Raw genomic sequence first — 24846 nt, forward strand, 5'->3', positions numbered from 1 at the left:
GTGCCAACGAGACAGCCCGGAAGCGTTAGCCTGGTTGCCGAGCGTTGCAAAACCACGAGCAGATGGATCGAGGCGAACTCCAGCCGTGTCCAGCAGCAGTCCAGCCTCACAGTTCGGCCCCAACGAGTGGTTGATCGAGGAAATGTATGAGCAGTACCTCAATGACCCGTCGTCGGTAGACTCCGCGTGGCACGAGTTCTTCGCCGACTACCGTCCCGACCAGTCAACCACCGGAGAGGGCTCGGGCGAGGCGACGAGCGCGACAGCGAGCCGGACCACCTCGACCGCCGTGAGGGCCGAGCAACAGAACGGCCAGTCGCACAACGGCGCGACGGTGGCCACCGCCGCACCCGCCGAGACCCGACCGACGGAGCAGCGGGGCACAGCCGGGGAGCGGCAGACCGCCCCCCGGACCGGTTCCACGCAGCAGAACGGTTCCTCCCCGGACGGCACCAAGAGCGCGCAGCAGGCCGCCAAACCCTCACCGCAGGAGGCCGCCAAGGCCGCCCCGGTCAAGGAGGAGCCCGGCGGTGCGGAGACCAAACCGCTGCGCGGGCCCGCCGCGGCGATCGCCAAGAACATGGAGCAGTCGCTGACGGTGCCCACCGCGACCAGCGTGCGCGCGGTTCCGGCCAAGCTGCTCTTCGACAACCGCATCGTGATCAACAATCACCTGAAGCGGAACAAGGGCGGCAAGATCTCCTTCACGCACCTGATCGGCTACGCCATGGTGCGCGCGCTGAAGGACTTCCCCGGGATGAACCGCCACTACGGGGTGGACGAGAAGGGCAAGCCCGCCGTGGTCACCCCCGAGCACGTCAACCTGGGGCTGGCCATCGACCTGCCCGGCAAGGACGGCTCGCGCAACCTCGTGGTGGCCTCCATCAAGGCCTGCGAGAACATGAGCTTCCTCCAGTTCTGGCAGGCCTACGAGGACATCATCCGCAAGGCCCGCAACAACGCGCTGACGGCCGAGGACTTCGCGGGAACCACGATCTCGCTGACCAACCCGGGCCCCAGCGGCACCAACCACTCGGTGCCGCGGCTCACCCAGGGCCAGAGCGCCATCATCGGCGTGGGCGCCATGGAGTACCCGGCCGAGTTCCAGGGGGCCAGTGAGAAGGCCCTGACGGAGATGGGGATCAGCAAGATCGTAACGCTGACCTCCACCTACGACCACAGGGTGATCCAGGGCGCGGAGTCCGGCGAGTTCCTGCGCAAGATACACAACCTGCTGCTCGGCGAGGACAACTTCTTCGACGACATCTTCGCCTCGCTGCGCATCCCCTACGAGCCGGTGCGCTGGTCCACCGACATCCCGGAAGGCGCGGTCGACAAGACGGCCCGGGTGCTGGAGCTGATCGACGCCTACCGCACCCGCGGGCACCTGATGGCCGACATCGACCCGCTGAACTACCGGCAGCGCAGGCACGAGGACCTCGACGTGCTCTCGCACAACCTGACGCTGTGGGACCTCGACCGGGAGTTCCCGGTCGGCGGTTTCGCCGGTCAGGAACACATGACCCTGCGCGACGTGCTCGGGGTGCTGCGCGACTCCTACTGTCGCACCGTCGGCGTGGAGTACATGCACATCCTCGAACCGGACGAACGGGAATGGCTGCAACGGCGTGTGGAGAAACCGCACGAGAAGCCGGACCAGTCGGAGCAGAAGTACATCCTGTCCAAGCTCAACGCGGCCGAGGCGTTCGAGACCTTCCTGCAGACCAAGTACGTCGGGCAGAAACGCTTCTCCCTGGAGGGCGCCGAGACGATCATCCCGCTGCTGGACGCCGTGCTGGACTCCTCGGCACGGGCCGAGCTCGACGAGGTCGTCATCGGCATGCCGCACCGGGGCAGGCTCAACGTGCTGGCCAACATCGTGGGCAAGCCGATCGCGCAGATCTTCCAGGAGTTCGAGGGCAACCTCGACCCGGGACAGGCCCACGGCTCCGGGGACGTGAAGTACCACCTCGGCGCGGAGGGCAAGTACTTCAGGATGTTCGGGGACGGCGAGACCAAGGTCTCGCTGACCTCCAACCCCTCCCACCTGGAGGCCGTGGACCCGGTGCTGGAGGGCCTCGTGCGGGCCAAGCAGGACATCCTGGACAAGGGCCAGGAAGGGTTCACCGTGCTGCCGGTGCTGCTGCACGGCGACGCCGCCTTCGCCGGGCAGGGCGTGGTCGCCGAGACCCTGAACCTGTCGCTGCTGCGCGGCTACCGCACCGGCGGGACCGTGCACGTGATCATCAACAACCAGGTCGGCTACACCACCACCCCCGAGTCCGGCCGCTCCAGCAAGTACTCCACCGACGTGGCCAAGATGACCGGTTCGCCGGTGTTCCACGTCAACGGGGACGACCCCGAGGCCTGCGTGTGGGTCGCCAAGCTCGCGGTGGAGTACCGCAACGCCTTCGGCAAGGACGTCGTGATCGACATGGTCTGCTACCGCAGGCGCGGGCACAACGAGGGCGACGACCCCTCGATGACCCAGCCCACCATGTACGACGCGATCGACAAGATGCGCAGCGTCCGCAAGACCTACACCGAGTCCCTGATCGGACGCGGCGACATCACGATGGAGGAGGCCGAGAGCGCGCTCAAGGACTACGCCAACCAGCTCGAGCACGTGTTCAACGAGGTGCGTGAGCTGGAGAAGCATCCGCCCGAGCCCAGTCCCTCGGTGGAGTCCGAACAGCAGATCCCGGCGAAGCTGGACACCAGCATCTCCGAGGGGGAGCTGCGGCGGATCGCCGAGGCCCAGACCAACCTTCCGGAGGGTTTCACCCCGCACTCGCGGGTCAAGCCCGTGCTGGAGCGTCGCGCCAAGATGGGCCGGGAAGGCGGCATCGACTGGGCCTTCGGCGAGCTGCTCGCGCTCGGATCGCTGGTCACCTCGGGGTACCCGGTGCGGCTGACCGGGCAGGACACCCGCAGGGGCACCTTCGGCCAGCGCCACGCGGTGGTCATCGACCGCAAGACCGGCGCCGAGTACACCCCGTTGCAGCACCTCTCGCCGGAGCAGGCGAAGTTCCTCACCTACGACTCCGCGCTGTCGGAGTTCGCCGCCGTCGGTTTCGAGTACGGCTACTCGGTGGGCAACCCGGACGCCATGGTGTTGTGGGAGGCCCAGTTCGGTGACTTCTTCAACGGCGCCCAGCCGATCATCGACGAGTTCATCTCCTCCGGTGAGGCCAAGTGGGGCCAGCGCTCGGACGTGGTCCTGCTGCTTCCGCACGGTCACGAGGGCCAGGGGCCGGACCACAGTTCGGCCCGCATCGAGCGCTGGTTGCAGCTGTGCGCGGAGGGCTCCATGACGGTGGCCATGCCGTCCACTCCGGCGAACTACTTCCACCTGCTGCGCAGGCACGCCCTGGACGGCATCGACCGCCCGCTGGTGGTGTTCACCCCCAAGTCGATGCTGCGCCTCAAGGAGGCGACCAGCCCGATCGAGCACTTCACCTCGGGCAAGTTCACCTCGGTCATCGACGACCCGGCCGAGCCGGACCCGGCCAAGGTGCGCCGGGTGGTGTTGTGCACCGGCAAGCTCTACTACGAGCTGGCTGCGGAGAAGGCCCAACGGGGGCTGGAGGACACGGCGATCGTGCGGCTGGAGCAGCTCTACCCGCTTCCGCACCGCAAACTGGGCAGGATGCTGGAGCGCTACTCCAACGCCACCCAGATCCGCTGGGTGCAGGAGGAGCCGCGCAACCAGGGCGCCTGGCCGTTCCTCGGGCTCGCCCTGCCCCACCAGTTCGGACCGGAGCTGGCCAGCAGGCTCACCGTGGCCGCCCGCAGGCCGATGGCCGCACCGGCCACCGGTCTCAAGAAGGTCCACGACGTGGAGCAGGCCGAGGTCATCGACAACGCCTTCGCCGACTGACCCCGGGACCGGCCCCGACGGCCGGAGTTCTCACACCGGGACGGGGCCGCCGGTCCGCACGGGCCGGCGGCCCCGTCGTGTCCGCGTACGGCGGTGTCACCACTGCCCCGGTCGGATTCGAGAGCCTGGCGCCCGCTTCGACCGAGACCACGGGTTTCAACTTCCAGGTCATCCAGGCTCGGCACGTGGTCCGGTTCCCGGACCTCGACCAACATCCCGCTGGCACGAGCACGCTGACGCACCGGGTGCCTGCCGGCGGATCGTTCCGCGAGAGCTCCTAAGCTTCTCCCGGAAGACCGACAAACACGAGACCGTTGGGAGACGGGTGTGTACTTCACCGACCGTGGCCTCGAGGAGCTCGAGGAGCGTCGCGGCGACGAACAGGTGAGCATGGTGTGGCTGTCCGACCGGATGCGGGCGTTCGTCGACAGCAACCCCGAGTTCGAGGACGCCGTCGAACGGTTGGCCACCTTCCTGGCCCGCGACGAGGACACCGAGGACGAGCCCCTGGACGAGGAGTGAGCGGGCTCCTCCGTTCCGGCCGGCGGGACACGCACCGCCCCGGCGCTCCCCCGGCGGCGGGAGCGCGGCCGTCCGGGGAGGAACGGGCCGTGGGCGCGTGTCCCGCTGTTCAGTTCGGCTAATCCCCCTGTGCGGAAAGTCCTGCTGGACCGGACCACCACACGGGGAGACAATCCCGAGCGGCGATCCCGAGGCGCCCACCGGTGCCTCGGCGGCAGGAACGCGGCCTCACGACGGGCCAACAGCCCGGGCCGGATCGCCGTCGGAATGGGAGGAACCGTGCGAGCACTGGTGAAACCGGCTGCCGCCCCGGGGCTGGAACTCACCGAGGTCGCCGACCCGCGGCCCGGCCCCCGGGACGTGGTACTCAGGATCCTGCGAACCGGGATCTGCGGCACCGACCTGCACATCGACGCCTGGGACGAGTGGGCCGCCGCGAACATCGCGCCCCCGTTGATCGCCGGTCACGAGTTCGTCGGCGAGGTGGTCGAGGTCGGCGCCGGAGTGCGCCAGGTGGCCGTGGGTGACCTCGTCAGCGGGGAAGGGCACCTGGTCTGTGGACGGTGCCGCAACTGCCTGGCGGGCAGGCGACACCTCTGCGCCGACACCAGGGGGCTCGGCGTGCACCACGACGGGGCGTTCGCCGAGTACGCCGCCGTACCCGAGTCGAACTGCTGGGTGCACCAGCAGCCCGTCGACCCGGACGTGGCCGCGGTGTTCGACCCCTTCGGCAACGCCGTGCACACCGCCCTGACCTTCCCGGTGGTGGGTGAGGACGTGCTGATCACCGGGGCGGGCCCGATCGGGCTGATGGCGGCGAGCGTGGCGCGCCACGCCGGGGCCAGGCACGTCGTGATCACCGACGCGAGCGAGTACCGCCTGGAGCTGGCCCGCCGTGTGGGCGTGGACTTCGCGATGAACATCACCGAGCACGACCTCGACGAGGTGCAGGAGCGGCTCGGGATGACCGAAGGCTTCGACGTGGGCATGGAGATGTGCGGGCAGGCCGCCGCGCTGCGCGACATGATCGCCAACATGTCCCACGGCGGGCACATCGCCCTGCTCGGCCTGCCCGCCGAGGGGTTCGCGATCGACTGGAGCTCCGTGGTGCTGAAGATGCTCACCCTCAAGGGCATCTACGGCAGGGAGATGTTCGAGACCTGGTACTCGATGTCGGTACTGCTGGAATCCGGCCTCGACCTGAGCCCGGTGATCACCCACCGCTTCGGCTACACCGAACACCGCGAGGCCTTCGAGACGGCTCGCCAGGGCCGGTGCGGGAAGATCATTCTGGACTGGACGGTGGAGCGAACCTCCGCGTGAGGGGCCGTTTCACCCCACATCACGAGTCACCGGCGAAAGGAAACCCATGTTCGGCAGCATCGCCGACGACCTCCGGGGCAGGCTGGACGAGATCCGTTCGGCCGGCCTGTACAAGCACGAACGCGTCCTGGAAACGCCGCAACGCGCCCGCGTGGGGGTCGGTGCGGACGGTTCCGAGGCCGAGGTGCTCAACCTCTGCGCCAACAACTACCTCGGCCTGGCCGACCACCCCGAGCTGGTCGAGGCCGCCAAGCGGGGACTGGACCAGTGGGGACTGGGCATGGCCTCCGTCCGGTTCATCTGCGGAACCCAGGCACCGCACAAGGAACTGGAACGACGGCTGTCCGAGTTCCTCGGCACGGGGGACACGATCCTGTACGGTTCGTGCTTCGACGCGAACACGGGGCTGTTCGAGAGCCTGCTGGACGAACAGGACGTGATCATCTCCGACGAACTCAACCACGCGAGCATCATCGACGGGGTCCGCCTGTGCAAGGCCCGTCGGGCGCGCTACGCCAACCGGGACATGGCCGACCTGGAACGCAGGCTGACCGAACACGCCGACGCCAGGTACCGCCTGATCGTCACCGACGGGGTCTTCTCCATGGACGGTTACCTGGCTCCGCTGGACGAGATCTGCGCCTTGGCCGAACGGCACGACGCCCTGGTCATGGTCGACGACTCGCACGCGGCCGGGTTCCTGGGCCCCAACGGCGCCGGGACGCCCGAGCTCTTCGGGGTCACCGACCGGGTGGACATCGTCACCGGAACCCTGGGCAAGGCCCTCGGCGGGGCCAGCGGCGGTTACGTCTCGGCCTGGCCGGAGATCGTGGAGATACTGCGCCAGCGTTCCCGCCCCTACCTGTTCTCCAACTCGGTGGCTCCGCCGATCGTGTCCTCGGCCCTGGCCGCGCTGGACCTCGTCACCTCCCGGCCGGACCTGCGGGAGCGGCTGCGCACCAACAGCGAGCGGTTCCGCGCGGGCATGGCCGAGGCCGGATTCGACCTGCTGCCCGGCGAGCACCCCATCATCCCGGTGATGATCGGCGACGCCGCCGAGGCCGCCCGCATGGCCGAACTGCTGCTGGAGGAAGGGGTCTACGTCATCGGGTTCTCCTACCCCGTGGTGCCCCACGGCAAGGCCCGCATCCGCACCCAGATGTCGGCCGCGCTGGAACCCGCCGACGTCGACCGGGCGGTCAACGCGTTCGTCCGGGCGCGGGAGAAGGCGGATAAGCTGGTCCGATGATTGACCCGCGTCGACTGGCCGTGCTGCGCGCCCTGGCCGACCACGGCACGGTGCGCGCGGCGGCCGAGACGCTCTTCCTCACCCCCTCGGCGGTGTCCCAACAGCTCACCGCGCTGGAGCACGAGGCGGGGCAGGAACTGCTCGTGCGCAGCGGCAGGCGGGTGCGGCTGACGGCCGCGGGGGAACTGCTCGCCGAGCACGCGAAGAACGTGCTGGCCGAGCTGGAACGAGCCGAGGCCAGCATGGCCGCCTGCGCGGAGGGCTCGGTGGGGCGGGTCGAGGTCGCCGCCTTCGCCTCCGCCATCACCCGGGTGGTGGCTCCCTCGATCGCCGCGCTGCGGGCCCACTCGCCGGGGATCACCGTGCTGGTCCGCGACGCGGAGGCACACAACAGCCTGCTCATGCTGCTGTCCGGCGAGACGGACATCGCCATCTCGATGGAGTACAGCGCCACCGCGCGCTCCGACGAGCAACGGCTGACCCGCCGGGCGCTCTACACGGAACCGTTCGACGCGGTGCTGCCGCCGGACCATCCCCTGTGCGCCCGGCAGACGGTGACGGTGGAGGAACTCGACGGGGAGGACTGGATCGCCCCCCTGCCGGACAACCCCTGTCATGAGGTCACCCGGACCCGGTGTTCCGACGCGGGTTTCTCCCCGCACATCACCCACGTCTCCGACGACTTCCACGCGGTGGTGGCGCTGGTCGCCGCGGGAACCGGGGTGGCGCTCGTGCCGCGCGGGGCCGTCCCGGCCGAGCACGGTGCCACGGTCCGCCCGCTGAGCCAGCACGCCCCCACCAGACGGGTGTTCGCCGCCGTCCCGCACGGGCGCGAGGAGCATCCACTGCTGCGCAGCGTGCTGGACACGCTGCTCGACACGGCGCGCGGGCTGTGAGCGTTTCCGGCCACCGGCAGCGCGGGGCCGTTCGCGAAGCTCCCGTCCGTGTCATCCTCCGGGAAAGCTCCCGCGCACATCCGGCGCGCGAACGTCGGCCGGTGACGGGAGAAGTCGGTCACGAGGACAGGGAGCACGACCATGACCCAGAACGAGCACACCCCCGCCCACGGAGACCCCGAGGACGGTTCGGGCGGGCGGACGAGCATAGCTCCCCCGGTGGTGCAGAAGATCGCCGCGAACGCCACCCGCGAGATCGCCGGGGTGCACGCGCTGGGAGGCGAGGTCTCCCGGGCTTTCGGTGCGCTGCGGGAACGCGTGCCCGGGGGCGGCACCTCCTCCACCTCGGGAGTCCAGGTGGAGGTCGGGCAGCGACAGGCGGCCGTGGACCTGGACCTGGTCGTGGACTACGGCGTGGCCATCGTCGACCTCACCCGGGCCGTGCGTCGGAACGTGATCGACACGGTCGAGCGCATGACCGGGCTGGAGGTCATCGAGGTCAACATCGCCGTCGGCGACGTGCACCTGCCTTCCTCCGAGGAGGGAACCGGCAACGGGCCCGCCCGCGTCGAGTGACCGGGATCCGCGGCGCCGACGTCGGCCGGAACGTCCGGAGTGCGCACACCGGGTGGCGAACGGGACGCGATATCGCCCGGAAGGGTGCACGGAACCGGGTTCCGATGATGGGATGCGTGCGAGACCCCGGAGGAGAGTGGGAGACGATGGCGCCGCTCGAACACCGACTGCTCATCGGAGGGGACAGCCGTCCCGCCGAGGGCGGACGCACCACCACCGATATCGACCCCTACACCGGCGAGGTCTTCGCCGAGGTTCCCGCGGCCTCACCCGAGGACGTGACCGCGGCCGTGGACGCGGCGGCCGCCGCCTTCCCGGAGTGGTCCCGCACCGGGGTGCTGCGCCGCAGGGAGATCCTGCTGCGCGCGGCCGAGCTGATGACCGACCGCGCCGAGGAGGCGGTGCGGCTGATGGCCGGTGAGGTCGGGGGCACCCGGCCGTGGGCACTGTTCAACGTCGAGCTGGCCGCCGACATCCTCCGTGAGGCCGCCGGTTCGCTCACCGCACCCCGAGGGGAGGTGCTGAGCGGTTCGGACCCGGACGAATGGGGGTTCGCCCTGCGCCAACCCGCCGGGGTGGTCGGCGCGTTCGCGCCGTGGAACGCCCCCCTGATCCTCGGAACCCGCTCCTTCGCCGTGGCCGTGGCCGTCGGCAACACCGTGGTGCTCAAACCGAGCGAGGACGCCCCCGTCACCGCCGGGTACTGGCTGGCCGGGATCATGCGGGAGGCCGGGCTGCCCGACGGGGTGCTCAACGTGGTCACCAACGAGCGTTCCGAAGGGGCCGAGATCGGCACCACACTGATCTCCGACCCGCGGGTCCGCCGGGTCAACTTCACCGGTTCCACCGAGGTGGGACGTTCGATCGGTGTCGAGGCGGCCCGCCATCTCACCCCGGCCGTGCTGGAGCTGGGCGGCAAGAACTCGGTGCTGGTGCTCGACGACGCGGACCTGGACTACGCGGTGGAGGCCGTGGCCTTCGGATCGTTCATGAACGCCGGTCAGATCTGCATGTCCGCCGACCGCGTGCTGGTGCCCGAGGGGATGCGTGTCGAGTTCGCCCGCCGGCTCGGCGAGAAGGTGGCGAAGCTGCCCTACGGGGATCCGCGCGATCCCGAGACCGCGATCGGTCCGGTCATCAACGAACAGGCCGCGCTGCGGATCCGGGGACTGGTGGAGGAGGCGGTACGCGCCGGGGCGGTGCCGCACTGCGGCGGGCTGGAACCGCGGGGCACGCTGTACGCGCCGACCGTGCTGGACAACGTCACCGCCCGGCAGCGGATCCACTCCGAGGAGATCTTCGGCCCCGTCACCACGGTGCTCGGTTACGAGTCGGTCGACCAGGCCGTGGAGGTCGTCAACGACACGCCGTACGGACTCACCGGAGGGGTGATCACCGAGGACACCCGACGGGGCTGGTCGATCGCCCAGCGGGTGCGCACCGGCATCTTCCACATCAACGACCAGTCCGTGGGTGACCAGCCGCAGGCCCCGTTCGGAGGGATGAAGGACTCCGGGTTCGGGCACTTCGGCGGACGCAACGGTGTCGAGGCCTTCACCGACACCAGGTGGGTGACCTTCCGGGAACGGCAGGCGCGTTTCCCGTTCTGAGGGCGTGCCACCCGACTCCGGCGGCGGACGCGTACCGGCGGGAGAGGCCACAACGGCGGTCTCCCGCCCGCTCGGTTCACACCAGGCTCCGCCCGGCACGCCAGACCCGGTGGGTCAGCGGCACTCCGGGGCGGTAGGCCAGCCACGCCGCGCTGGGCGCGTCGAGTGCCTGCACGTCCGCCCTGGCACCGGGGCGCACCACCCCCACCGCCCCGTCGCCGCTGTCCCGTCCCAGTGCGGCGGCCCCGCCCCGGGTGGCGGCCCGGACCGCCTCCTCCACGCTCATCCCCAGCTGCAGCACGGCGGTGGTCACGCAGAAGGCCATGGAGGAGGTGTAGGAGGAACCGGGATTGCAGTTGGTGGCCAGCGCCACGGTCGCCCCCGCGTCGAGCAGTTTCCGCGCCGGCGGCAGTGGCTGGCGTGTGGAGAGGTCGCAGGCGGGCAGCAGGGTCGCCACGGTCTCCGAGGCGGCGAGCGCGTCGATGTCGGTCTCGGTGAGGTGGGTGCAGTGGTCCACACTGGCGGCTCCCAGCTCCACGGCCAGTTCGACCCCCGGACCCGGTTCGAGCTGGTTGCCGTGTACCCGCAGCCCGAGCCCCCGCTCGCGGGCGGCCAGCAGCACCCGCCGGGACTGTCCGGCGTCGAAGGCACCGCGTTCGCAGAACACGTCGCACCAGGACACGTGCGGGGCCACGGCGTCGAGCATCGGCCCGCACACCGTGTCCAGGTAGTCCTCGGCCTCGCGTTCCGGGGGAACCAGGTGCGCCCCGAGGTAGGTCACCTCGTCGGCCTCGGTCGCGGCGAGGCGTGCGGCACGCAGCTCGTCCTCCACGGTCAGTCCGTAGCCCGTTTTGGTCTCCACGCAGGTGGTTCCCTGGGCGGCGGCCTCGGCGAGGTGGGCGCGGAGATTGGCCGCGAGTTCCTCGTCGGTGGCGGCGCGGGTGGCCCGGACGGTCCCGGCGATGCCGCCTGCGGTGTAGGGCCGGCCCGCCATGCGTGCGGTGAACTCGGCGGTGCGGTCCCCGGCGAACACCAGGTGGGTGTGGCTGTCCACCCAGCCGGGCAACACGGCTCGTCCTCCCAGGTCGATCCGCTGGTCGGCCGCCGGGGCCTCTCGCTCGGGCCCCACCCAGGTGATGCGTTCCTCCTCGAAGACCAACGCCGCCCCGGTCAGGCGGCCGAGCTCCTCGTCGTTGGTGGTGAGCTCGGAGATCCCGGTGATGGTGGTGGCTGTCCGCAACTGCGTTCCGCTCCGTCCTCGTTCACCCCGCGGGGTGTCTCGTGTACGACCGTCCTGTCGCTGAGGGACCGATCGTGGTCACGGTGTTCCGAGCAGTTCCTCGACACTCGCGCGAAGCTCACCGGCCACGTCGGGCACCCGCAGATGCACCCCGTCCCGCACCACGGGCGTGCCGTCGACCACCACCTCCCGCACGTCCGCCGCCGAGGCCACCAGCATGGCCGAGGACGGCGGCACCCCGGCGAACTTCGCCCCGTCCAGGGAAACGGTGACCAGATCGGCGCGCTCGCCCGCCTGGACGGTTCCCGCGTCCGGCCAGCCGAGCGCCCGGTGCCCCACGGAGGTGGTCATGGCGGTCAGTTCCGCCGTGGAGAAGTGCCCCCGCACCTCGCTGCGCAGCCGCATCCCCGACTCCACCGCCCTGGCCTCCTCGAACGGGTCGACGACCGAGTGCCCGTCACTGCCCAGCGAGAGTGCGCAACCGGCCGCGGCGAGCTCGTCGGCCGGACCGATGCCGTCGGCCAGGTCGGACTCGGTGGTGGGACACAGACACACTCCGGTGCCGCTGCGCCCGAGCCGTACCACGTCCGCCGGTGCGAGGTGGGTGGCGTGCACGGCGGTGGTCCCGGGGCGCAGCACGCCCTGTTCGTCGAGCAGTTGTGTCGGGGTGCGGCCGGTGGCGGCCAGACAGGCGTCGTTCTCGGCGCGCTGTTCGGACAGGTGCAGGTGCAGCGGCACCCCTCCGGTGTGGGCGAACTCCCGCACCACCGGCATCTGCTCGGCGGGCACCGCCCGCACCGAGTGCAACGCGGCCCCCACCAGCACCCCCTCGTACTCGGGGCGGAAGTCCCGGACCCGCTCGGCCCAGCCCTCGGCCGTCCCGTCGGAGAACCGGGTCTGCACGCCTTCCACCGGGGGGCCGAACCCGCCGCTCAGATAGCAGGTGTCCAACAGGGTCAACCGGACTCCGGCCTCACCGGCCGCCCGGACCAGCGCGTGCGACATGGCGTGCGGATCGGCGTAGCTCTCCCCGCCGGGGGCGTGGTGCAGGTAGTGGAACTCGCCGACGGCGGTGATCCCGGCCAGTGCCATCTCCGCGTACACCCCCCGGGCGAGCCGGTGGTAACTGTCCGGATCGAGGCGGTGCGCCAGCCGGTACATCCGGTTCCGCCAGGTCCAGAAGGTGCCGCGCTGGTCGGCGGTGCGGCCACGCAGGGCGCGGTGGAAGGCGTGTGAGTGCGCGTTGGCCGTCCCGGGCAGGGTCAGCCCGTCCAGTCTCCGGGCTCCCGGTGGGCACTGCCCCACGCCGGGGGTGACCCGGGTGATACGTCCCCCCGAGGTCTCCACGAGCACGTTCGCCGTGGGCCCGTCGGGAAGCCAGGCCCGTTCGCACCAGTAGGACATGACCCGCTGTCGCTCCTTCCCGGTCATCGGCTCCACCGCCGCAGCACCCGCGCCAGCGCCTCGGCTCCGGCGGTGCAGTCCGCCGCCTCCGCGTGCTCCTGGGGAGCGTGGCTGACGCCGGTGGGGTTGCGCACGAACAGCATCCCGGTGGGAACGTGCGCGGCGAGCGTCCCGGCGTCGTGTCCCGCCCCGGTGGGCAGGGTGGGCGCGTCGAGCACGGTGGCCAGTTCGTCCCGCACCTCCGGGTCGAACCGCACGGTGTCCGAGTAGGACTCCTCGGTCACGCGGACCGTGCACCCCTCCTCCGCGGCCACTTCCCGAGCCCGCGCGGACAGCTCCTCGACCAGCGCCCTGGTGTCGGCGTCCTCGTGCGCCCGGGCGTCCAGCCACACGTCCACCGACCCGGCGATCACGTTGGTACCGCCGGGACTCGGGCGCAGCCTGCCCACCGTGGCCCGGGCGTCGGGGAACCGCCGCGCGACGGCGCGTGCCTCGGTGACCAGCCGCGCGGCCGGGATCATCGGGTCCCTGCGGTCGTCCATCGGGGTGGCCCCCGCGTGGTTCCCCTGACCGGTGAACCCGAACCGCCAACGCCCGTGTCCCAGGATGGTCGAGGCCACACCCACGGCCGAGCCGTGCTCGACCAGACCTCGCCCCTGTTCGACGTGCAGTTCCACGAACCTGCCCACCCGGGGCAGGTTGACCCGGTCCGGCCCGGCCAGCTCCGGATCCGCCCCGGCGGCGCGCATCGCCTCGGCGAGGGTCGTGCCCGTCTCGTCCCGCAGTCCCAGCGCCCGTTGGGGATCGACGGACCCACAGGCCAGCCGGGAACCGAGGCAGGGCACTCCGAACCTGCCGCCCTCCTCCTCGGCGAAGACCACCACGGCCAGCGGCCTGCCGGGGCGGAACCCCTCGGCCCGCAGCATGTCCACGGCGGACAGGGCGCTGGCCACGCCCAGTGGGCCGTCGTAGGCCCCTCCGCCGGGCACCGAGTCCAGATGGCTGCCGGTGACCACCGCGTCGTCGCCCGGTTCGGGCCACCACGCCCAGATGTTGCCGTTGCCGTCGGTGCGCACGTCCAGTCCCCGTGCTCCCGCCTGCCCGACGAACCATTCCCGCAGTTCCGTCTCGGCGCGGTCGAAGACGTGCCGGTGATAGCCGCCCCGGCCGGGGACGAGCCCCACGTCCGCGATGTCGGCGAGCAGTTCGTTCGGTGTGGCCACCGCATCCTCCGTTCGTCCGGGTGTGCCCGACACCCCGGTGTTCTCCGTCAGGACGACTCGTTCGACCCGGGCGCGCGTCCGGAGTGCCCGCGCGGAACCCGGTGTCAGCTCTGGTGGGGAACGTGGAGGCCGCGCTCGGCGGCGACACGCCGGGCCCGCTCGTAGCCCGCGTCCGCGTGGCGCAGCACCCCGGTGGCGGGGTCGTTGCTCAGCACCCGGCTGAGCTTGCGCGCCGCCAGGTCGGTGCCGTCGGCGACGGTGACCTGACCCGCGTGCAACGAACGTCCCATGCCGACCCCGCCGCCGTGGTGCACGGACACCCAGCTCGCCCCGGAGGCGGTGTTGACCAGCGCGTTCAGCAGCGGCCAGTCGGCGATCGCGTCCGAACCGTCGGCCATGCTCTCGGTCTCCCGGTAGGGCGAGGCCACCGAGCCGGTGTCCAGGTGGTCCCTGCCCAGCACCACGGGGGCTCGCAGCTGCCCGGAGGCCACCATCTCGTTGAACCGCAGCCCGGCCCGCTCGCGCTGGCCGTAGTCCAGCCAGCAGATCCGCGCGGGCAGCCCCTGGAAGGAGATCCGCTGCCCGGCCATCCTGATCCACCGGGCCAGGTGCTCGTCCTCGCCGAACAGGTCGAGGATCGCCCGGTCGGTGGCGGCGATGTCGGCCGGGTCCCCGGACAGCGCGGCCCATCGGAACGGACCCTTGCCCTCACAGAACAGGGGACGGATGTAGGCGGGCACGAAACCCGGGTAGTCGAAGGCCCGTTCGTAGCCCGCCGCGCGCGCCTCGCCCCGCAGCGAGTTGCCGTAGTCGAAGACCTCCGCTCCGGCGTCCAGGAACCCGACCATGGCACGGACGTGTTCGGCCATGGACTCCCGCGCCCTGGCGGTGAACCCTTCCGGGTCACGGCTGGCCCGCTCGTGCCATTCCGAGGTGGACACTCCGATCGGCAGGTAGGACAGCGGGTCGTGGGCCGAGGTCTGGTCGGTGACCACGTCCACCTCGACCCGGCGGCGCAGCAGCTCCGGCAGGACCTCGGCGGCGTTGCCGATCACCGCCACCGACCAGGGCCTGCGTTCGCGCTTGGCCCGCTCCGCCCGGGTGACGGCGTCGGTGAGGTCCTCGGCGACCTCGTCGAGGTAGCCGTGCCGCACCCGGCGGTGTGCCCGCTCGGCGTCGCACTCGACCACCAGCGCCACGCCCTCGTTCATGGTCACGGCCAACGGCTGCGCCCCGCCCATGCCGCCGAGTCCGGCGGTGACGGTGAGGGTTCCGGCCAGGCTGCCACCGAAACGCTTGGCGGCCACGGCACCGAAGGTTTCGTAGGTGCCCTGCAGAATCCCCTGGGTGCCGATGTAGATCCAGGATCCGGCCGTCATCTGGCCGTACATGGTCAGCCCGAGGGCGTCGAGCCGGCGGAACTCCTCCCAGTTGGACCAGTCTCCGACCAGGTTGGCGTTGGCGATCAGCACGCGCGGAGCCCACTCGTGGGTGGTCAGCACCCCCACGGGTTTGCCGGACTGCACCAGCAGGGTCTCGTCCTCGCCGAGGGTGGTCAGTTCGCGCACCAGGGCGTCGTAGCTGTCCCAGTCCCTGGCGGCCTTGCCGGTCCCGCCGTAGACCACGAGGTCCTCGGGGCGTTCGGCCACCTCCGGGTCGAGGTTGTTGCGCAGCATGCGCAGCGGGGCTTCGGTGCTCCAGCCGCGGGCGGTGAGTTCGGTGCCGCGCTGGGCGCGCACGGTGCGGGGGCCGGTGTTCACTGGTTTCCTCCCTGGACGGCGGGATCGACGTGTTCGGCGGCGACCGCACGCACCCGCCCGGAGGCGAGGAGCTGTTCGGCCGCTTCGATCTCGGGAGCCACGTGGCGGTCCGACCCCGGCCCGGCGACACGGGTGCGCAGCAGGTCGCGCACGGCGCCGGTGGCGGGGGCGGGACTCAGCGGTGCCCGCAGGTCGAGGGCGCGGGCCGCGACCAGCAGCTCCACGGCCAGCACCCGACGCAGCCCGTCGACGGCCGAGCGGAGTTTGCGGGCCGCCGACCAGCCCAGGGACACGTGGTCCTCCTGCATCGCGCTGGTGGGAACCGAGTCCACCGAGGCGGGGTTGGCCGAGCGCTTCAGCTCGGTCAGCACCCCCGCCTGGGTGTAGTGGGCGATCATGTAGCCGGAGTCCACCCCCGGGTCGTCGGCGAGGAAGGCGGGCAGACCGTGGGAGCGGGCCACGTCGAGCATGCGGTCGGTGCGCCGTTCGGCGATGCCGGCCACGTCGGCCACCGGTATCGCCAGGAAGTCGAGGACGTGGGCCAGCGGTGCGCCGTGGAAGTTGCCGTTGGACTCCACACGTCCGTCGTCGAGCACCACGGGGTTGTCGATGGCCGCGGCGAGTTCCCGTTCGGCGACGGTGTGGGCGTGGGCGATCGTGTCCCGCGCCGAGCCGTGCACCTGCGGAGAGCAGCGCATCGAGTAGGCGTCCTGCACCCGGGTGCAGTCGGGGCCACGGTGACTGGCCATGATTCCCGAGTCGCTCAGCAGCGCACTCATCCGGGCGGCGGACAGCGCCTGTCCCGGGTGCGGGCGCAGGGCCTGCAGATCGGCGGCGAAGGCCCGGTCGGTGCCCAGCAGAGCCTCCACGCTCATGGCCGCGGTGACGTCGGCGACGTCGACGAGTTCGGAGAGGTCGCGCAGGGCCAGCACCAGCATCCCGAGCATCCCGTCGGTGCCGTTGGTCAGGGCGAGCCCCTCCTTCTCGGCCAGGGCGACCGGCTCGATCCCCGCCTCACGCAGGGCCTCGGCGGCGGGACGACGGGTGCCGGAGGTGTCGAACACCTCCCCTTCCCCGGTCAGCGCGAGGGCCACGGCGGCCAGCGGGGCGAGGTCCCCGGAACACCCCAGGGAACCGTACTCGTGCACCACCGGGACCATGCCGGAGTTGAGCAGCGCGGTCAGCGCGTGCGCGGTTTCCGGGCGCACACCGGTGCGTCCGGTGGCGACGGTGTGCAACCGCAGCAGCATCAGTGCCCGAACCACCTCCGGTTCCACCGGTGGTCCGGTGCCCGCCGCGTGCGAACGCACGAAGGAGGCCTGCAGGGCCGCGCGACGTTCCGGGGGGATGTGGCGCACGGCCAGCGCCCCGAACCCGGTGGAGACGCCGTAGGTGGGCTGTTCGGCCGCGGCGAGGGTGTCGATGTGTTTCCTGGTCTCGCCGATCCCCTGTTCGGCCCGCTCGGACAGCCGCACCTCGGCGTGGCCCCGGGCGACCGCGAGCACGGTCTCGGCGGTGAGCGGCTCGGGACCGAGTTCGGTGGTGTGGTCCGCGCTTTCGGCGTGGTGCTGCATACCTCCATCCCATCGCGGTGGGAGGGACTCGGAAAGCCGGGGTAGCGTGTTCGTGTCTGGGATTTCAGACATCGACCCCCGGGGGGGTGCCATGGGAGCGAGCAGCGACGTTCCGGCGCTGCGGCGGGGACTGGCGGTGTTGCGTCTGCTGGCGAGACGGGCTGGGCCGGTCTCGGCGGCGGTGATCGCCCGGGAACTGGAGCTGCCGCGTTCGACGACGTACCACCTGCTGGGTGAGTTGGTCGACGCCGGTTTCGTGACGCACCTTCCGGAGGAGCGTCGCTACGGCCTGGGGGTGGCCACCTTCGAAGTCGGCTCGGCCTACCTGCGGCACGACCCGTTGGAGAGACTGGCCGGGCCGTTGCTGCGCGGGCTGGTGGACCAGGCGGGATACAACGCCCACCTGGGTGTGCTGCACGGTGGGGAACTGCTGTACCTGATCAAGGAACGCCCCGCGCAGCCACAGACCCTGGTCACCGACGTGGGGGTGCGGCTGCCCGCGCAGTTGACGGCCTCCGGACGGGCGATGCTGGCTCACCTGCCCCGGGTGCAGGTGCGGGCGCTGTTCCCCCGCGCGGAGAGCTTCGTGCTGCGTACCGAGCGGGGTCCGCGGAACCTTCCGGAACTGCGGCGGCTGCTGACGCGGGAACGGCGACGCGGCTGGTCGGTGGAGGACGGGGAGATCACCGAGGGTTTCGCCTCGGTGGCCTGCCCCGTTTTCGACCACAACGGACATCCGACCGCGGCGATCAGCATGACCATGCGGCACCACTGCTCCGAGCCCGGCGAGGCCGACGACACCGGGCGGAACCGGCAGCCGTGCGGATCCGTCTGGCCGGAACTGGCGCGGTTGGTGCGCGCCACCGCCGAGGAACTCACCTCGCGTGTCGGTGGGCGCCCGGCCCCGACCGAGTCCTGGTCCGGCCGACACTGAACGGCCCCGTGGCGAGCGCCTTCTCGGCTCTGATCCCGCTCGACAGCATCATCCCGGTAGCAGCGGCGTGTGGGGGACGAGGAAGCCGTTCGCACCGCTCGGCCAGGTCCGGAAGCCGGTTGACGGTGCCCGCGGCGGCAGCGCTGGCGGCGAGCAGCGCGACCGAGGGGTGAAAGTCCAGAAAGCTGTGCGCCGAGTCCTCGAACGGCACCAGCACCCCGTGGGGCAGCGAATCCACGACACGGTGCGCGGTGGGACGCACCGAGCGCGTGTCCCGCAGGCCGGACAGTACCGCCGTCGGCCATGTGAACCCGCTCAGAGCAGCGAACAGATCCAGCGGTTCTCCGGAGAAACCCGGGTACCGGTGGGCCTGGGAGGCGAACAGCACGGCGGGATCCAACGGTTGCCCGTCGGGCTCGATCCCGCGCAGCTGCCGATGGTAGATGACACTGACCGGATCGGGTTCGAAGCGGTACGGACGCCGGTAACGCAGTGCCTGGACCCCGAGCCGGGCGAGCCGGTTCCACACACCGAGGCGACCGGCGCGGACCGTACGGTACAACTCGCGCAGCAACGGTGTGCCGCCGAACTCGTAGCCCATGACAACGACCGGACCGGTCTCCTCGACGGGGACGAGGCCGTCGGCGACGAGTTCACGCAGCATCGCGGCCGTGGTGGCCGTCGCGGGGTCCTCACCGCGCCAGAGCAACGCGCGGACGTAATCCCGCGCCACCTCCTCCTCCGCGGCGGAGGATCCCGTGGAGTCCAGGACCATCCCCCGCACACGCTCCGGGTACCACGCACCCAGCGCCTGTGCGAGCGTCCCTCCGTAGGAGGAGCCGTACACGACCGTCCGGCTCCAACCGCAGTCGTCGAGCACGGCGACCAGATCGTCCACCACCGCCTCCAGCGTCAACGCTTCCGACGGCAGGACACGTCCTCGCCGATCGCACCGGGAGAGCCCGACACCACGGTGTTCGACCATCACCACGTCGAAGCCGTACCGGCGCGCCAGACGACGGACGGACCGGTACGGGACCACCGAGGCCAGGCCGGGACCTCCCGGTATCACCAGAAGGGGGGTTCCTCCCGCGATCCCCTCACGGGTGTAGGCGAGGTCGAAGAACCCGCCGCCTTCGGCCGTGATCGGACGCGGCACCGTACGAACCGGGCAACGACGCGCCGTCCCCGGGACTCGGGGACGCTTCGGATACGTGGCCCTCACACCCGGGCCAACGAGTCCCGAAGCGGAGGAGTTCCCGAAGCACGGCGGGACGACGGGTTCCGAGCTCGGAAGCCCGGCACCTCGACCCGAAGAGCAACGGAGGCCGTTTCGTCCGACTCGGCTCTTTCACACTTCGCGCCTCCGGTGCCGGCGAGGTCCGCGTCACGAGAACCGACGAAAGCCCCGGATCGGCGAACCGAAGCCGCCGGTGCGGGGCCTCCCGTCGTACCTCACAGGTCGAGACCGCCGACGAACTCCTCGGCGAGGTCGCGCGGATTGGCCTTGTCCACGGACATGCGCCTGTTCATCCGTGTCAGATCTCGCGTGGTCAGCTGGTCCGAGACCCTGTTGAGCACCTTGCGCTGCCCGTCGTTCAGCTCACCTTGGTTCACCAGCGGAACCACGTTCTGCGCCGGGAACATGTCCTTCGGATCGTCCAGCGTGACCAGATCGTTCCGGTCGATGGCCGCCGTGGTGCTGAACAGGTTGGCCACCTGGATCCGTCCCTCGGTCAGTTCCCTGACCCGCACGCTACCGGCTTGCAGGTTCCTGATCTCGGAGAACTCGCACCCGTACAGCTCGGAGATGCGCTGTTTCCAACGCGGTGCCCACTCTGCCGGGGCTCCCAGCACCAGATCACCACACCGACCACCGAGATCGGCCATCGAACGCAGGCCGCTGTCGGCGGTCTTCTCGGTCACCGCCAGCACGTCGGAGTTCTCGGCGGAGGAGTAGTCCAACACCCGCAGCCCGTCCGGAAGCCTCGCGCGCAGCTCGGAGTGGATCCGTTCCGATCCGGTGGCCTCGGTGTCGTCGTCGAAGTGCCGCAGCAGGTTCCCCGTGTACTCGGGAATCACCGAGATCTCCCCGTCCCGGACGGCGTTGACGTAGACCTCCCTGGCACCGATGCGTCCCTTGGTGCGCACCTCGGCACCGGTCTCGCGCAGTGCCTCGGCGTAGATCTCCATCAACAGTTGGCTCTCGTTGAAATCCGCAGACCCCACCACGATCGGGCCGCCGGAGTCGTCGCCCGTCCCGGTCGGGTCGGAGCACCCCGCCAACACTCCCAGGGCGGTCACCAGTGTCACCACCGACACGAGCAACCGTTTCATCGTTACCTCCTTCTCCGGGACGTGGTCCCGCTCCGTGCGGTGAGAAACACGCCGCGAGGTGTGACCAGACGGGTGACCCCGGCCAGCACCAGATCGACCAGCACCGCCAGCAGCGCTATCAGGATCGCCGCTCCGGCCATTCGTTCGTAGTCGTTGATCCGCTGCCCGGTCAGCAGGATCTGCCCCAGTCCACCGAGCCCCACGTAGGCCGCCACCATGACGGTGGCCATGACCTGCAACATCGCGTTACGGACACCGCCCATCAGCAGCGGCAGCGCGTTGGGCAGCTCCACCTTCCACAGTCGCTGCCGGGAGGTCATGCCCATACCCTTGGCCGCGTCCACCACGTGAGCGGGCACGGCGCGTATTCCCGCGTAGGTTCCGGACAGCACGGCTGGTATCGCCAACACCGTCAGCGCCACCAACGCGACACGTCCGCGGAACACCAGTGTCAACAGGGTGACCAGGCCGAGTGTGGGCAGGGCACGCAGCGCGTTGCCGAACCCGACGACGAACACCGCACCGCGCCCGGTATGTCCGATGTAGAGCCCGGCGGGCACCGCGAGCAGCACCGCGCTGGTCACCGCGAGAACACAGTAGAACAGATGCAACAGTGTCTGCCGCAGAATCCCGTCGGGTCCGCTCCAGTTCCCCGGGTCGAGCAGCCAGGCGAGTATTTCGGTGATCAGGACCGGCTCACCGCCTTCCCGGCGCGTTCCCAGGGGGTCAGCAGCCGCCACAGCGCGACCAGCAGCAGGTCCACCGCCAACGCCAACAGCACCGTGGCCACGATTCCCACGACGATCCGCACCGTGTCCGGCATCGGAAACCCGACGGTGAACAGCCTGCCCAACCCGCCGACGCCGATCAGAGCCCCCACGCTGACCAGACTGATGTTGCTCACCGAGGCCACCCGCACGGCCGAGGTCAACGCGGGCACCGCCAGCGGCAGCTCCACGGCCAGGAACCGACGGTGCGGGCGATACCCCATGGCCGTGGCCGCCAGTGTCACGTGCTCCGGAACGGCCTCCAACGCGTCCAGCACCGGACGCAGCAGCAGCGCCGTCGTGTACAGCGTGAGTGCGATGACCACGTTGCCCGAGGAGGTGTATCCGGTGCCGATCACGCTGGGCAGCAGCACGAAAACCGCCAGCGAGGGCACCGTGTAGACCACGTTGGCTCCGCCGAGCAGCGGGGCGCGCAGCCAACGGAGTCGTTGGGCGAGCCTGCCCAGCGGCAACGCGAGCAGCACACCGGCGGCCAACGGCACCAGGGAGAGGTAGACGTGCTGGCCGAGCTGCTCGAACAGTACCTCCCGGTTACTGGAGCTGGAGAAGTAGCGAATCAGTCCCTCGAACACTGGACAGCACCCTCGGTCAGCGCGGGATGTCGTCTGTTCTCGATCAGCTCCAACACCTGTCCGGCGGTGATCACGCCCTGGAACACGCCGTCCGCGTCGACCACCGCGCCCCGTCCCGTCGGGGAAGACAGCGCGGCGTCCAGTGCCTCGCGCAGCGGGCAGCCCAGGGTGTGGAGCGATCCGACCGCGACCAGCTGGTCCTCGGTGAGCCGTCCGCGCACGGTCGACCCAGGAGGCAGCCAACCACGTGGACGGTCCTGGGCGTCCAGCGCCAGCACCCACCCGGCCCGGCTGGGCACATCCGCACTGGTGTCACCGATGTGGACGGTGTCGACGGGGCCGGGCTCCAGGCCGGAGGAGTCCACGAAGGACAACCCACGGTACCCGCGGTCCTTGCCGACGAACGAGGCCACGAAGTCGTCGGCCGGCCGCGCGAGCAGTTCCGCCGGTGCGGCGTACTGCGCCAGCTCTCCTCCCTGCCGCAGCACCGCGACCCGTTCACCCAGTTGGACGGCCTCGTCGACGTCGTGGGTCACGAACAACACCGTCTTGCCCAGTTCCTCCTGCAACCGCAACAGCTCCTGCTGCAAACCGGCTCGCACCACGGGGTCGACGGCGCTGAACGGCTCGTCCATGAGCAGCACGGGCGGATCGGCGGCCAGCGCCCTGGCCACTCCGACCCGCTGTTGCTGTCCTCCGGAAAGCTGTCCGGGATACCGCTTACCCAGTTCCCGGGACAACCCCACCCGCTCCAACAGTTCCTCGGCGTCACGCCGGGCTTTTCTGCGGGACGTCCCGAACAACAGCGGAACGGTGGCCACGTTGTCCCGCACCGTGCGGTGTGGGAAGAGCCCAGCCTGCTGGATGACGTACCCGATGCCGCGACGCAACTCGGCCGGGTCCGAATCACGAATCTCCTTGCCGTCAAGCAACACGGCACCGGAGGAGGGCTCGACCATGCGGTTGACCATCCGCAGCAGCGTGGTCTTGCCGCACCCGGAGGGGCCGACCAACACGGTGATGGTTCCCGCCGGAACGGTCAGGCTGAGTTCCTGGACGGCGACAGTGCCGTCGTCGTACTGCTTGCGCACGGTTCGGAACTCGATCATCGAGCCCCCTCGAGGATCACCGACGGTCACTCGCCGACCGTCACAAGCTTCGCCGAGCCTAACCCGATCAGACGTTTCACGCGATGTAATGAGCGTTACGCGTCATCGGCGCCACCAGGACCGTTCGGTTTCCTCACCCGGAACGCCCCCCTGCCCCAGCGGAGGGAAGCGGTCACTCCGCGTGGGCGGCGGGCGCCACGTGTGCGGGAACCGTTGTTGTGGACAATGGGATCCGCACCACCGCGGAGGTGGACGGGTTCCGCGGCGACGAATCCCGGGGCACGACATGAGCACACCGACCGAAACCGCTTCCGAGTCCACGGGGCCGGAAGCCGTTCGCCACCGAATCAGCCAGGAGGGCGCACTCGCGCGTCCCCTGCGCCGGGTCTTCGCCCTGCTGGCCGAACGTCCCCACTCGCTGCGGGAACTGGTGCGCGTCTGCGGAACACCACGCCGCACCGTGGAGGAGCTGCTGGCCCTGGCCGGTGCGGACGTGGAGAACCTGCCGGAGGGGTACCGGCTCGCCGAACGGGCCCTTGCCGACTACCGCGCTCGGGTACTCGACGAGCGACCCGCCGGCAGGTCCTCGCACGAGGCGGCCGAACTCCTCCGCGGCTTCGTGGCCGGTGGCCCCACCCCGGCCACCGCGCTGGACCACGTGACAGCCACTCCCGAAACCGCGCTCCGGCGGGCCGAGTGGATGCGGGACAACTACGAGCTGGACGGGACGCGACTGCTGCTGCTCGGCGACCACGACCTGACCTCGCTGGCCACCTGCCTGCTCGCCCCCGGAGTCCGGGCCACCGTCGTCGACGTCGACGAACGCATCCTCGCCCACATCGACGGGATCGCCGCCGAACACGGACTTGCCGTACACACGGTGCACGCGGACCTGCGGTTCGGGCTTCCGCCGTCCCTGGCCGGCGGTTTCGACCTGGTCTTCAGCGACCCGCCCTACACCCCGGAAGGGATCGGGCTGTTCGCCACCAGGGCGCTGGAAGGGATGTCCGGCACTGCCGCCCGACTGCTGCTGGCCTACGGTTTCAGCTCCCGCAGCCCGGCCCTGGGACACAAGGTGCAGCGCGAACTGCTGCGGCTGGGTCTGGTGTTCGAGAACATCGTCACCGGACTGAACGAGTACGAGGGCGCTCAGGCCATCGGAAGCACCAGCGACCTGTACGTGTGCCAGCCGACCGGCCAGGCCCGCAGGTCGGTGGAACGACACAAACACCGGATCTACACCCACGGTCCCCAGTCCGTGGAGGGTGATCCCGAGGAGGTCACCCCGGAACTGGTGGACGCGGTCGCCTCCGTGGTGGGCACCGCCGTGGAGGGGCCGCGTCCGGTGGGTTGGCAACGTCCCCTGCGCGGCGGCACGGGAACCCCCCTGTTCGACCTGCGTTCCGATCCGGGTCCCTGGCTGGTCCGTATGCTGCTGGCCTGCAACGCCGACCAGGCGGCCTTCCTGGTGGACAACCGTCATCCCGACATCACCAGTGAGCACGCCCAACAGGCGCTCACCGAGCTGGTCGACGGCAAGTACACGCTCCGCTTCCACCGCAGCACCCCGGACGCCACCCACGCGGTGGTGTCCGCACGAGCCCGGGGAGCACAGGGCGGGGTGGCCGGTTACCTGCTGCACCGTGCGCACGGAAAGCTAACCAACACGTGGCGCGAGGCGCTGATCGCCCACTCCGAGACTCCCCTGACCAAGAAGGAGGCCGCCGCGCACGTGGCCGCGTTGGTCCCCGACGCCGCGGACCTCCGGCTGCGGCTGATCGACCTGCCTCGGCACCGGTTGAACGCCCTGCTGCACAGCGAGGGGGTCTGAGCCGCTTCTCCGGCGCGG

General features: G+C 70.6%; 19 protein-coding genes. 9 read left to right on the forward strand and 10 right to left on the reverse strand.

Annotation, left to right across the window (positions count from 1 at the left end; translation table 11 throughout):
• The first annotated feature begins 85 nt into the window (after window positions 1-85).
• The 7 genes from ACTMO_RS0113965 to ACTMO_RS0114000 all read left to right on the forward strand — a co-directional run bounded on the left by ACTMO_RS0113965 (window position 86) and on the right by ACTMO_RS0114000 (window position 10056).
• Complete coding sequence (locus ACTMO_RS0113965; protein WP_019855312.1) at window positions 86-3880, forward strand: multifunctional oxoglutarate decarboxylase/oxoglutarate dehydrogenase thiamine pyrophosphate-binding subunit/dihydrolipoyllysine-residue succinyltransferase subunit; 3795 nt, start codon at window positions 86-88, stop codon at window positions 3878-3880.
• 327 nt (window positions 3881-4207) lie between these two features.
• A complete protein-coding gene (locus ACTMO_RS0113975) occupies window positions 4208-4402 on the forward strand; it encodes a DUF6104 family protein (protein ID WP_019855314.1) in 195 nt (64 codons plus the stop codon).
• Window positions 4403-4681: 279 nt separating this feature from the next.
• Window positions 4682-5725: an L-threonine 3-dehydrogenase gene (tdh, locus tag ACTMO_RS0113980; RefSeq protein ID WP_019855315.1), complete on the forward strand. Its 1044-nt coding sequence runs from the start codon at window positions 4682-4684 to the stop codon at window positions 5723-5725.
• A 46-nt stretch (window positions 5726-5771) separates the two neighbouring features.
• Window positions 5772-6974 (forward strand): glycine C-acetyltransferase, encoded by a 1203-nt coding sequence (locus tag ACTMO_RS0113985; RefSeq protein WP_019855316.1) that lies wholly within the window; start codon window positions 5772-5774, stop codon window positions 6972-6974.
• Window positions 6971-7870: a LysR family transcriptional regulator gene (locus ACTMO_RS0113990; RefSeq protein ID WP_019855317.1), complete on the forward strand. Its 900-nt coding sequence runs from the start codon at window positions 6971-6973 to the stop codon at window positions 7868-7870. Before ACTMO_RS0113985 ends, ACTMO_RS0113990 begins: the two co-directional genes overlap by 4 nt.
• A 141-nt stretch (window positions 7871-8011) precedes the next feature.
• Window positions 8012-8446, forward strand: coding sequence for an Asp23/Gls24 family envelope stress response protein (locus ACTMO_RS0113995; protein WP_019855318.1), 435 nt, complete (start codon window positions 8012-8014; stop codon window positions 8444-8446).
• A 146-nt stretch (window positions 8447-8592) separates the two neighbouring features.
• Entirely contained in the window at window positions 8593-10056 is a 1464-nt protein-coding gene (locus tag ACTMO_RS0114000; RefSeq protein ID WP_026449235.1) for an aldehyde dehydrogenase family protein, read from the forward strand.
• A 76-nt stretch (window positions 10057-10132) separates the two neighbouring features.
• Here the strand turns inward: ACTMO_RS0114000 and hutI are convergent, their stop codons facing one another.
• The 5 genes from hutI to hutH all read right to left on the reverse strand — a co-directional run bounded on the left by hutI (window position 10133) and on the right by hutH (window position 17257).
• Complete coding sequence (gene hutI / locus ACTMO_RS0114005; protein WP_019855320.1) at window positions 10133-11296, reverse strand: imidazolonepropionase; 1164 nt, start codon at window positions 11294-11296, stop codon at window positions 10133-10135.
• Window positions 11297-11374: 78 nt separating this feature from the next.
• Window positions 11375-12700: a formimidoylglutamate deiminase gene (locus tag ACTMO_RS0114010; protein WP_026449236.1), complete on the reverse strand. Its 1326-nt coding sequence runs from the start codon at window positions 12698-12700 to the stop codon at window positions 11375-11377.
• A 23-nt stretch (window positions 12701-12723) separates the two neighbouring features.
• Window positions 12724-13923 carry an allantoate amidohydrolase gene (locus ACTMO_RS0114015; RefSeq protein ID WP_026449237.1) on the reverse strand — a complete coding sequence of 400 codons (1200 nt, stop codon included), beginning with the start codon at window positions 13921-13923 and terminating at the stop codon, window positions 12724-12726.
• 104 nt (window positions 13924-14027) lie between these two features.
• Window positions 14028-15683 (reverse strand): urocanate hydratase, encoded by a 1656-nt coding sequence (gene hutU / locus ACTMO_RS0114020; RefSeq protein WP_019855323.1) that lies wholly within the window; start codon window positions 15681-15683, stop codon window positions 14028-14030.
• Window positions 15680-17257, reverse strand: a complete 1578-nt coding sequence (gene hutH / locus ACTMO_RS0114025) for a histidine ammonia-lyase (protein WP_019855324.1) — start codon at window positions 17255-17257, stop codon at window positions 15680-15682. Before hutH ends, hutU begins: the two co-directional genes overlap by 4 nt.
• Before the next feature lie 91 nt (window positions 17258-17348).
• On the opposite strand from hutH, the gene ACTMO_RS0114030 reads away from it, so the two are divergent.
• A complete protein-coding gene (locus ACTMO_RS0114030; protein WP_019855325.1) occupies window positions 17349-18191 on the forward strand; it encodes an IclR family transcriptional regulator in 843 nt (280 codons plus the stop codon).
• Here the strand turns inward: ACTMO_RS0114030 and ACTMO_RS21105 are convergent.
• From ACTMO_RS21105 to ACTMO_RS0114055, 5 genes are all read right to left on the reverse strand, one after another.
• Complete coding sequence (locus tag ACTMO_RS21105) at window positions 18133-19350, reverse strand: alpha/beta fold hydrolase (protein ID WP_019855326.1); 1218 nt, start codon at window positions 19348-19350, stop codon at window positions 18133-18135. The genes ACTMO_RS0114030 and ACTMO_RS21105 overlap by 59 nt on opposite strands.
• Window positions 19351-19646: 296 nt before the next feature.
• Window positions 19647-20528, reverse strand: coding sequence for an ABC transporter substrate-binding protein (locus tag ACTMO_RS0114040; RefSeq protein ID WP_019855327.1), 882 nt, complete (start codon window positions 20526-20528; stop codon window positions 19647-19649).
• 2 nt (window positions 20529-20530) lie between these two features.
• Complete coding sequence (locus tag ACTMO_RS0114045; protein WP_019855328.1) at window positions 20531-21268, reverse strand: ABC transporter permease; 738 nt, start codon at window positions 21266-21268, stop codon at window positions 20531-20533.
• Window positions 21214-21888 (reverse strand): ABC transporter permease, encoded by a 675-nt coding sequence (locus ACTMO_RS0114050; protein WP_019855329.1) that lies wholly within the window; start codon window positions 21886-21888, stop codon window positions 21214-21216. The genes ACTMO_RS0114045 and ACTMO_RS0114050 overlap by 55 nt, the downstream gene beginning before the upstream one ends.
• A complete protein-coding gene (locus ACTMO_RS0114055) occupies window positions 21873-22997 on the reverse strand; it encodes an ABC transporter ATP-binding protein (protein ID WP_019855330.1) in 1125 nt (374 codons plus the stop codon). The genes ACTMO_RS0114050 and ACTMO_RS0114055 overlap by 16 nt, the downstream gene beginning before the upstream one ends.
• Window positions 22998-23283: 286 nt before the next feature.
• Here ACTMO_RS0114055 and ACTMO_RS0114060 point away from each other — a divergent pair, with 286 nt between their 5' ends.
• Window positions 23284-24828, forward strand: coding sequence for a bis-aminopropyl spermidine synthase family protein (locus ACTMO_RS0114060; RefSeq protein WP_019855331.1), 1545 nt, complete (start codon window positions 23284-23286; stop codon window positions 24826-24828).
• The last annotated feature ends 18 nt before the right edge of the window (window positions 24829-24846 follow it).

Origin of the sequence: Actinopolyspora mortivallis DSM 44261 (assembly GCF_000384035.1) — a bacterium.
Lineage (GTDB): Bacteria > Actinomycetota > Actinomycetes > Mycobacteriales > Pseudonocardiaceae > Actinopolyspora > Actinopolyspora mortivallis.

Bases quoted from the DNA above. Each gene is read 5' to 3' on its own strand.
- ACTMO_RS0113985 (WP_019855316.1), top strand. From the start codon at position 5,772: ATGTTCGGCAGCATCGCCGACGACCTCCGGGGCAGGCTGGACGAGATC.
- ACTMO_RS0113990 (WP_019855317.1), top strand. From the start codon at position 6,971: ATGATTGACCCGCGTCGACTGGCCGTGCTGCGCGCCCTGGCCGACCAC.
- ACTMO_RS0113995 (WP_019855318.1), top strand. From the start codon at position 8,012: ATGACCCAGAACGAGCACACCCCCGCCCACGGAGACCCCGAGGACGGT.
- ACTMO_RS0114000 (WP_026449235.1), top strand. From the start codon at position 8,593: ATGGCGCCGCTCGAACACCGACTGCTCATCGGAGGGGACAGCCGTCCC.
- ACTMO_RS0114010 (WP_026449236.1), bottom strand. From the start codon at position 12,700: ATGTCCTACTGGTGCGAACGGGCCTGGCTTCCCGACGGGCCCACGGCG.
- hutH (WP_019855324.1), bottom strand. From the start codon at position 17,257: ATGCAGCACCACGCCGAAAGCGCGGACCACACCACCGAACTCGGTCCC.
- ACTMO_RS0114030 (WP_019855325.1), top strand. From the start codon at position 17,349: ATGGGAGCGAGCAGCGACGTTCCGGCGCTGCGGCGGGGACTGGCGGTG.
- ACTMO_RS0114040 (WP_019855327.1), bottom strand. From the start codon at position 20,528: ATGAAACGGTTGCTCGTGTCGGTGGTGACACTGGTGACCGCCCTGGGA.
- ACTMO_RS0114055 (WP_019855330.1), bottom strand. From the start codon at position 22,997: ATGATCGAGTTCCGAACCGTGCGCAAGCAGTACGACGACGGCACTGTC.
- ACTMO_RS0114060 (WP_019855331.1), top strand. From the start codon at position 23,284: ATGAGCACACCGACCGAAACCGCTTCCGAGTCCACGGGGCCGGAAGCC.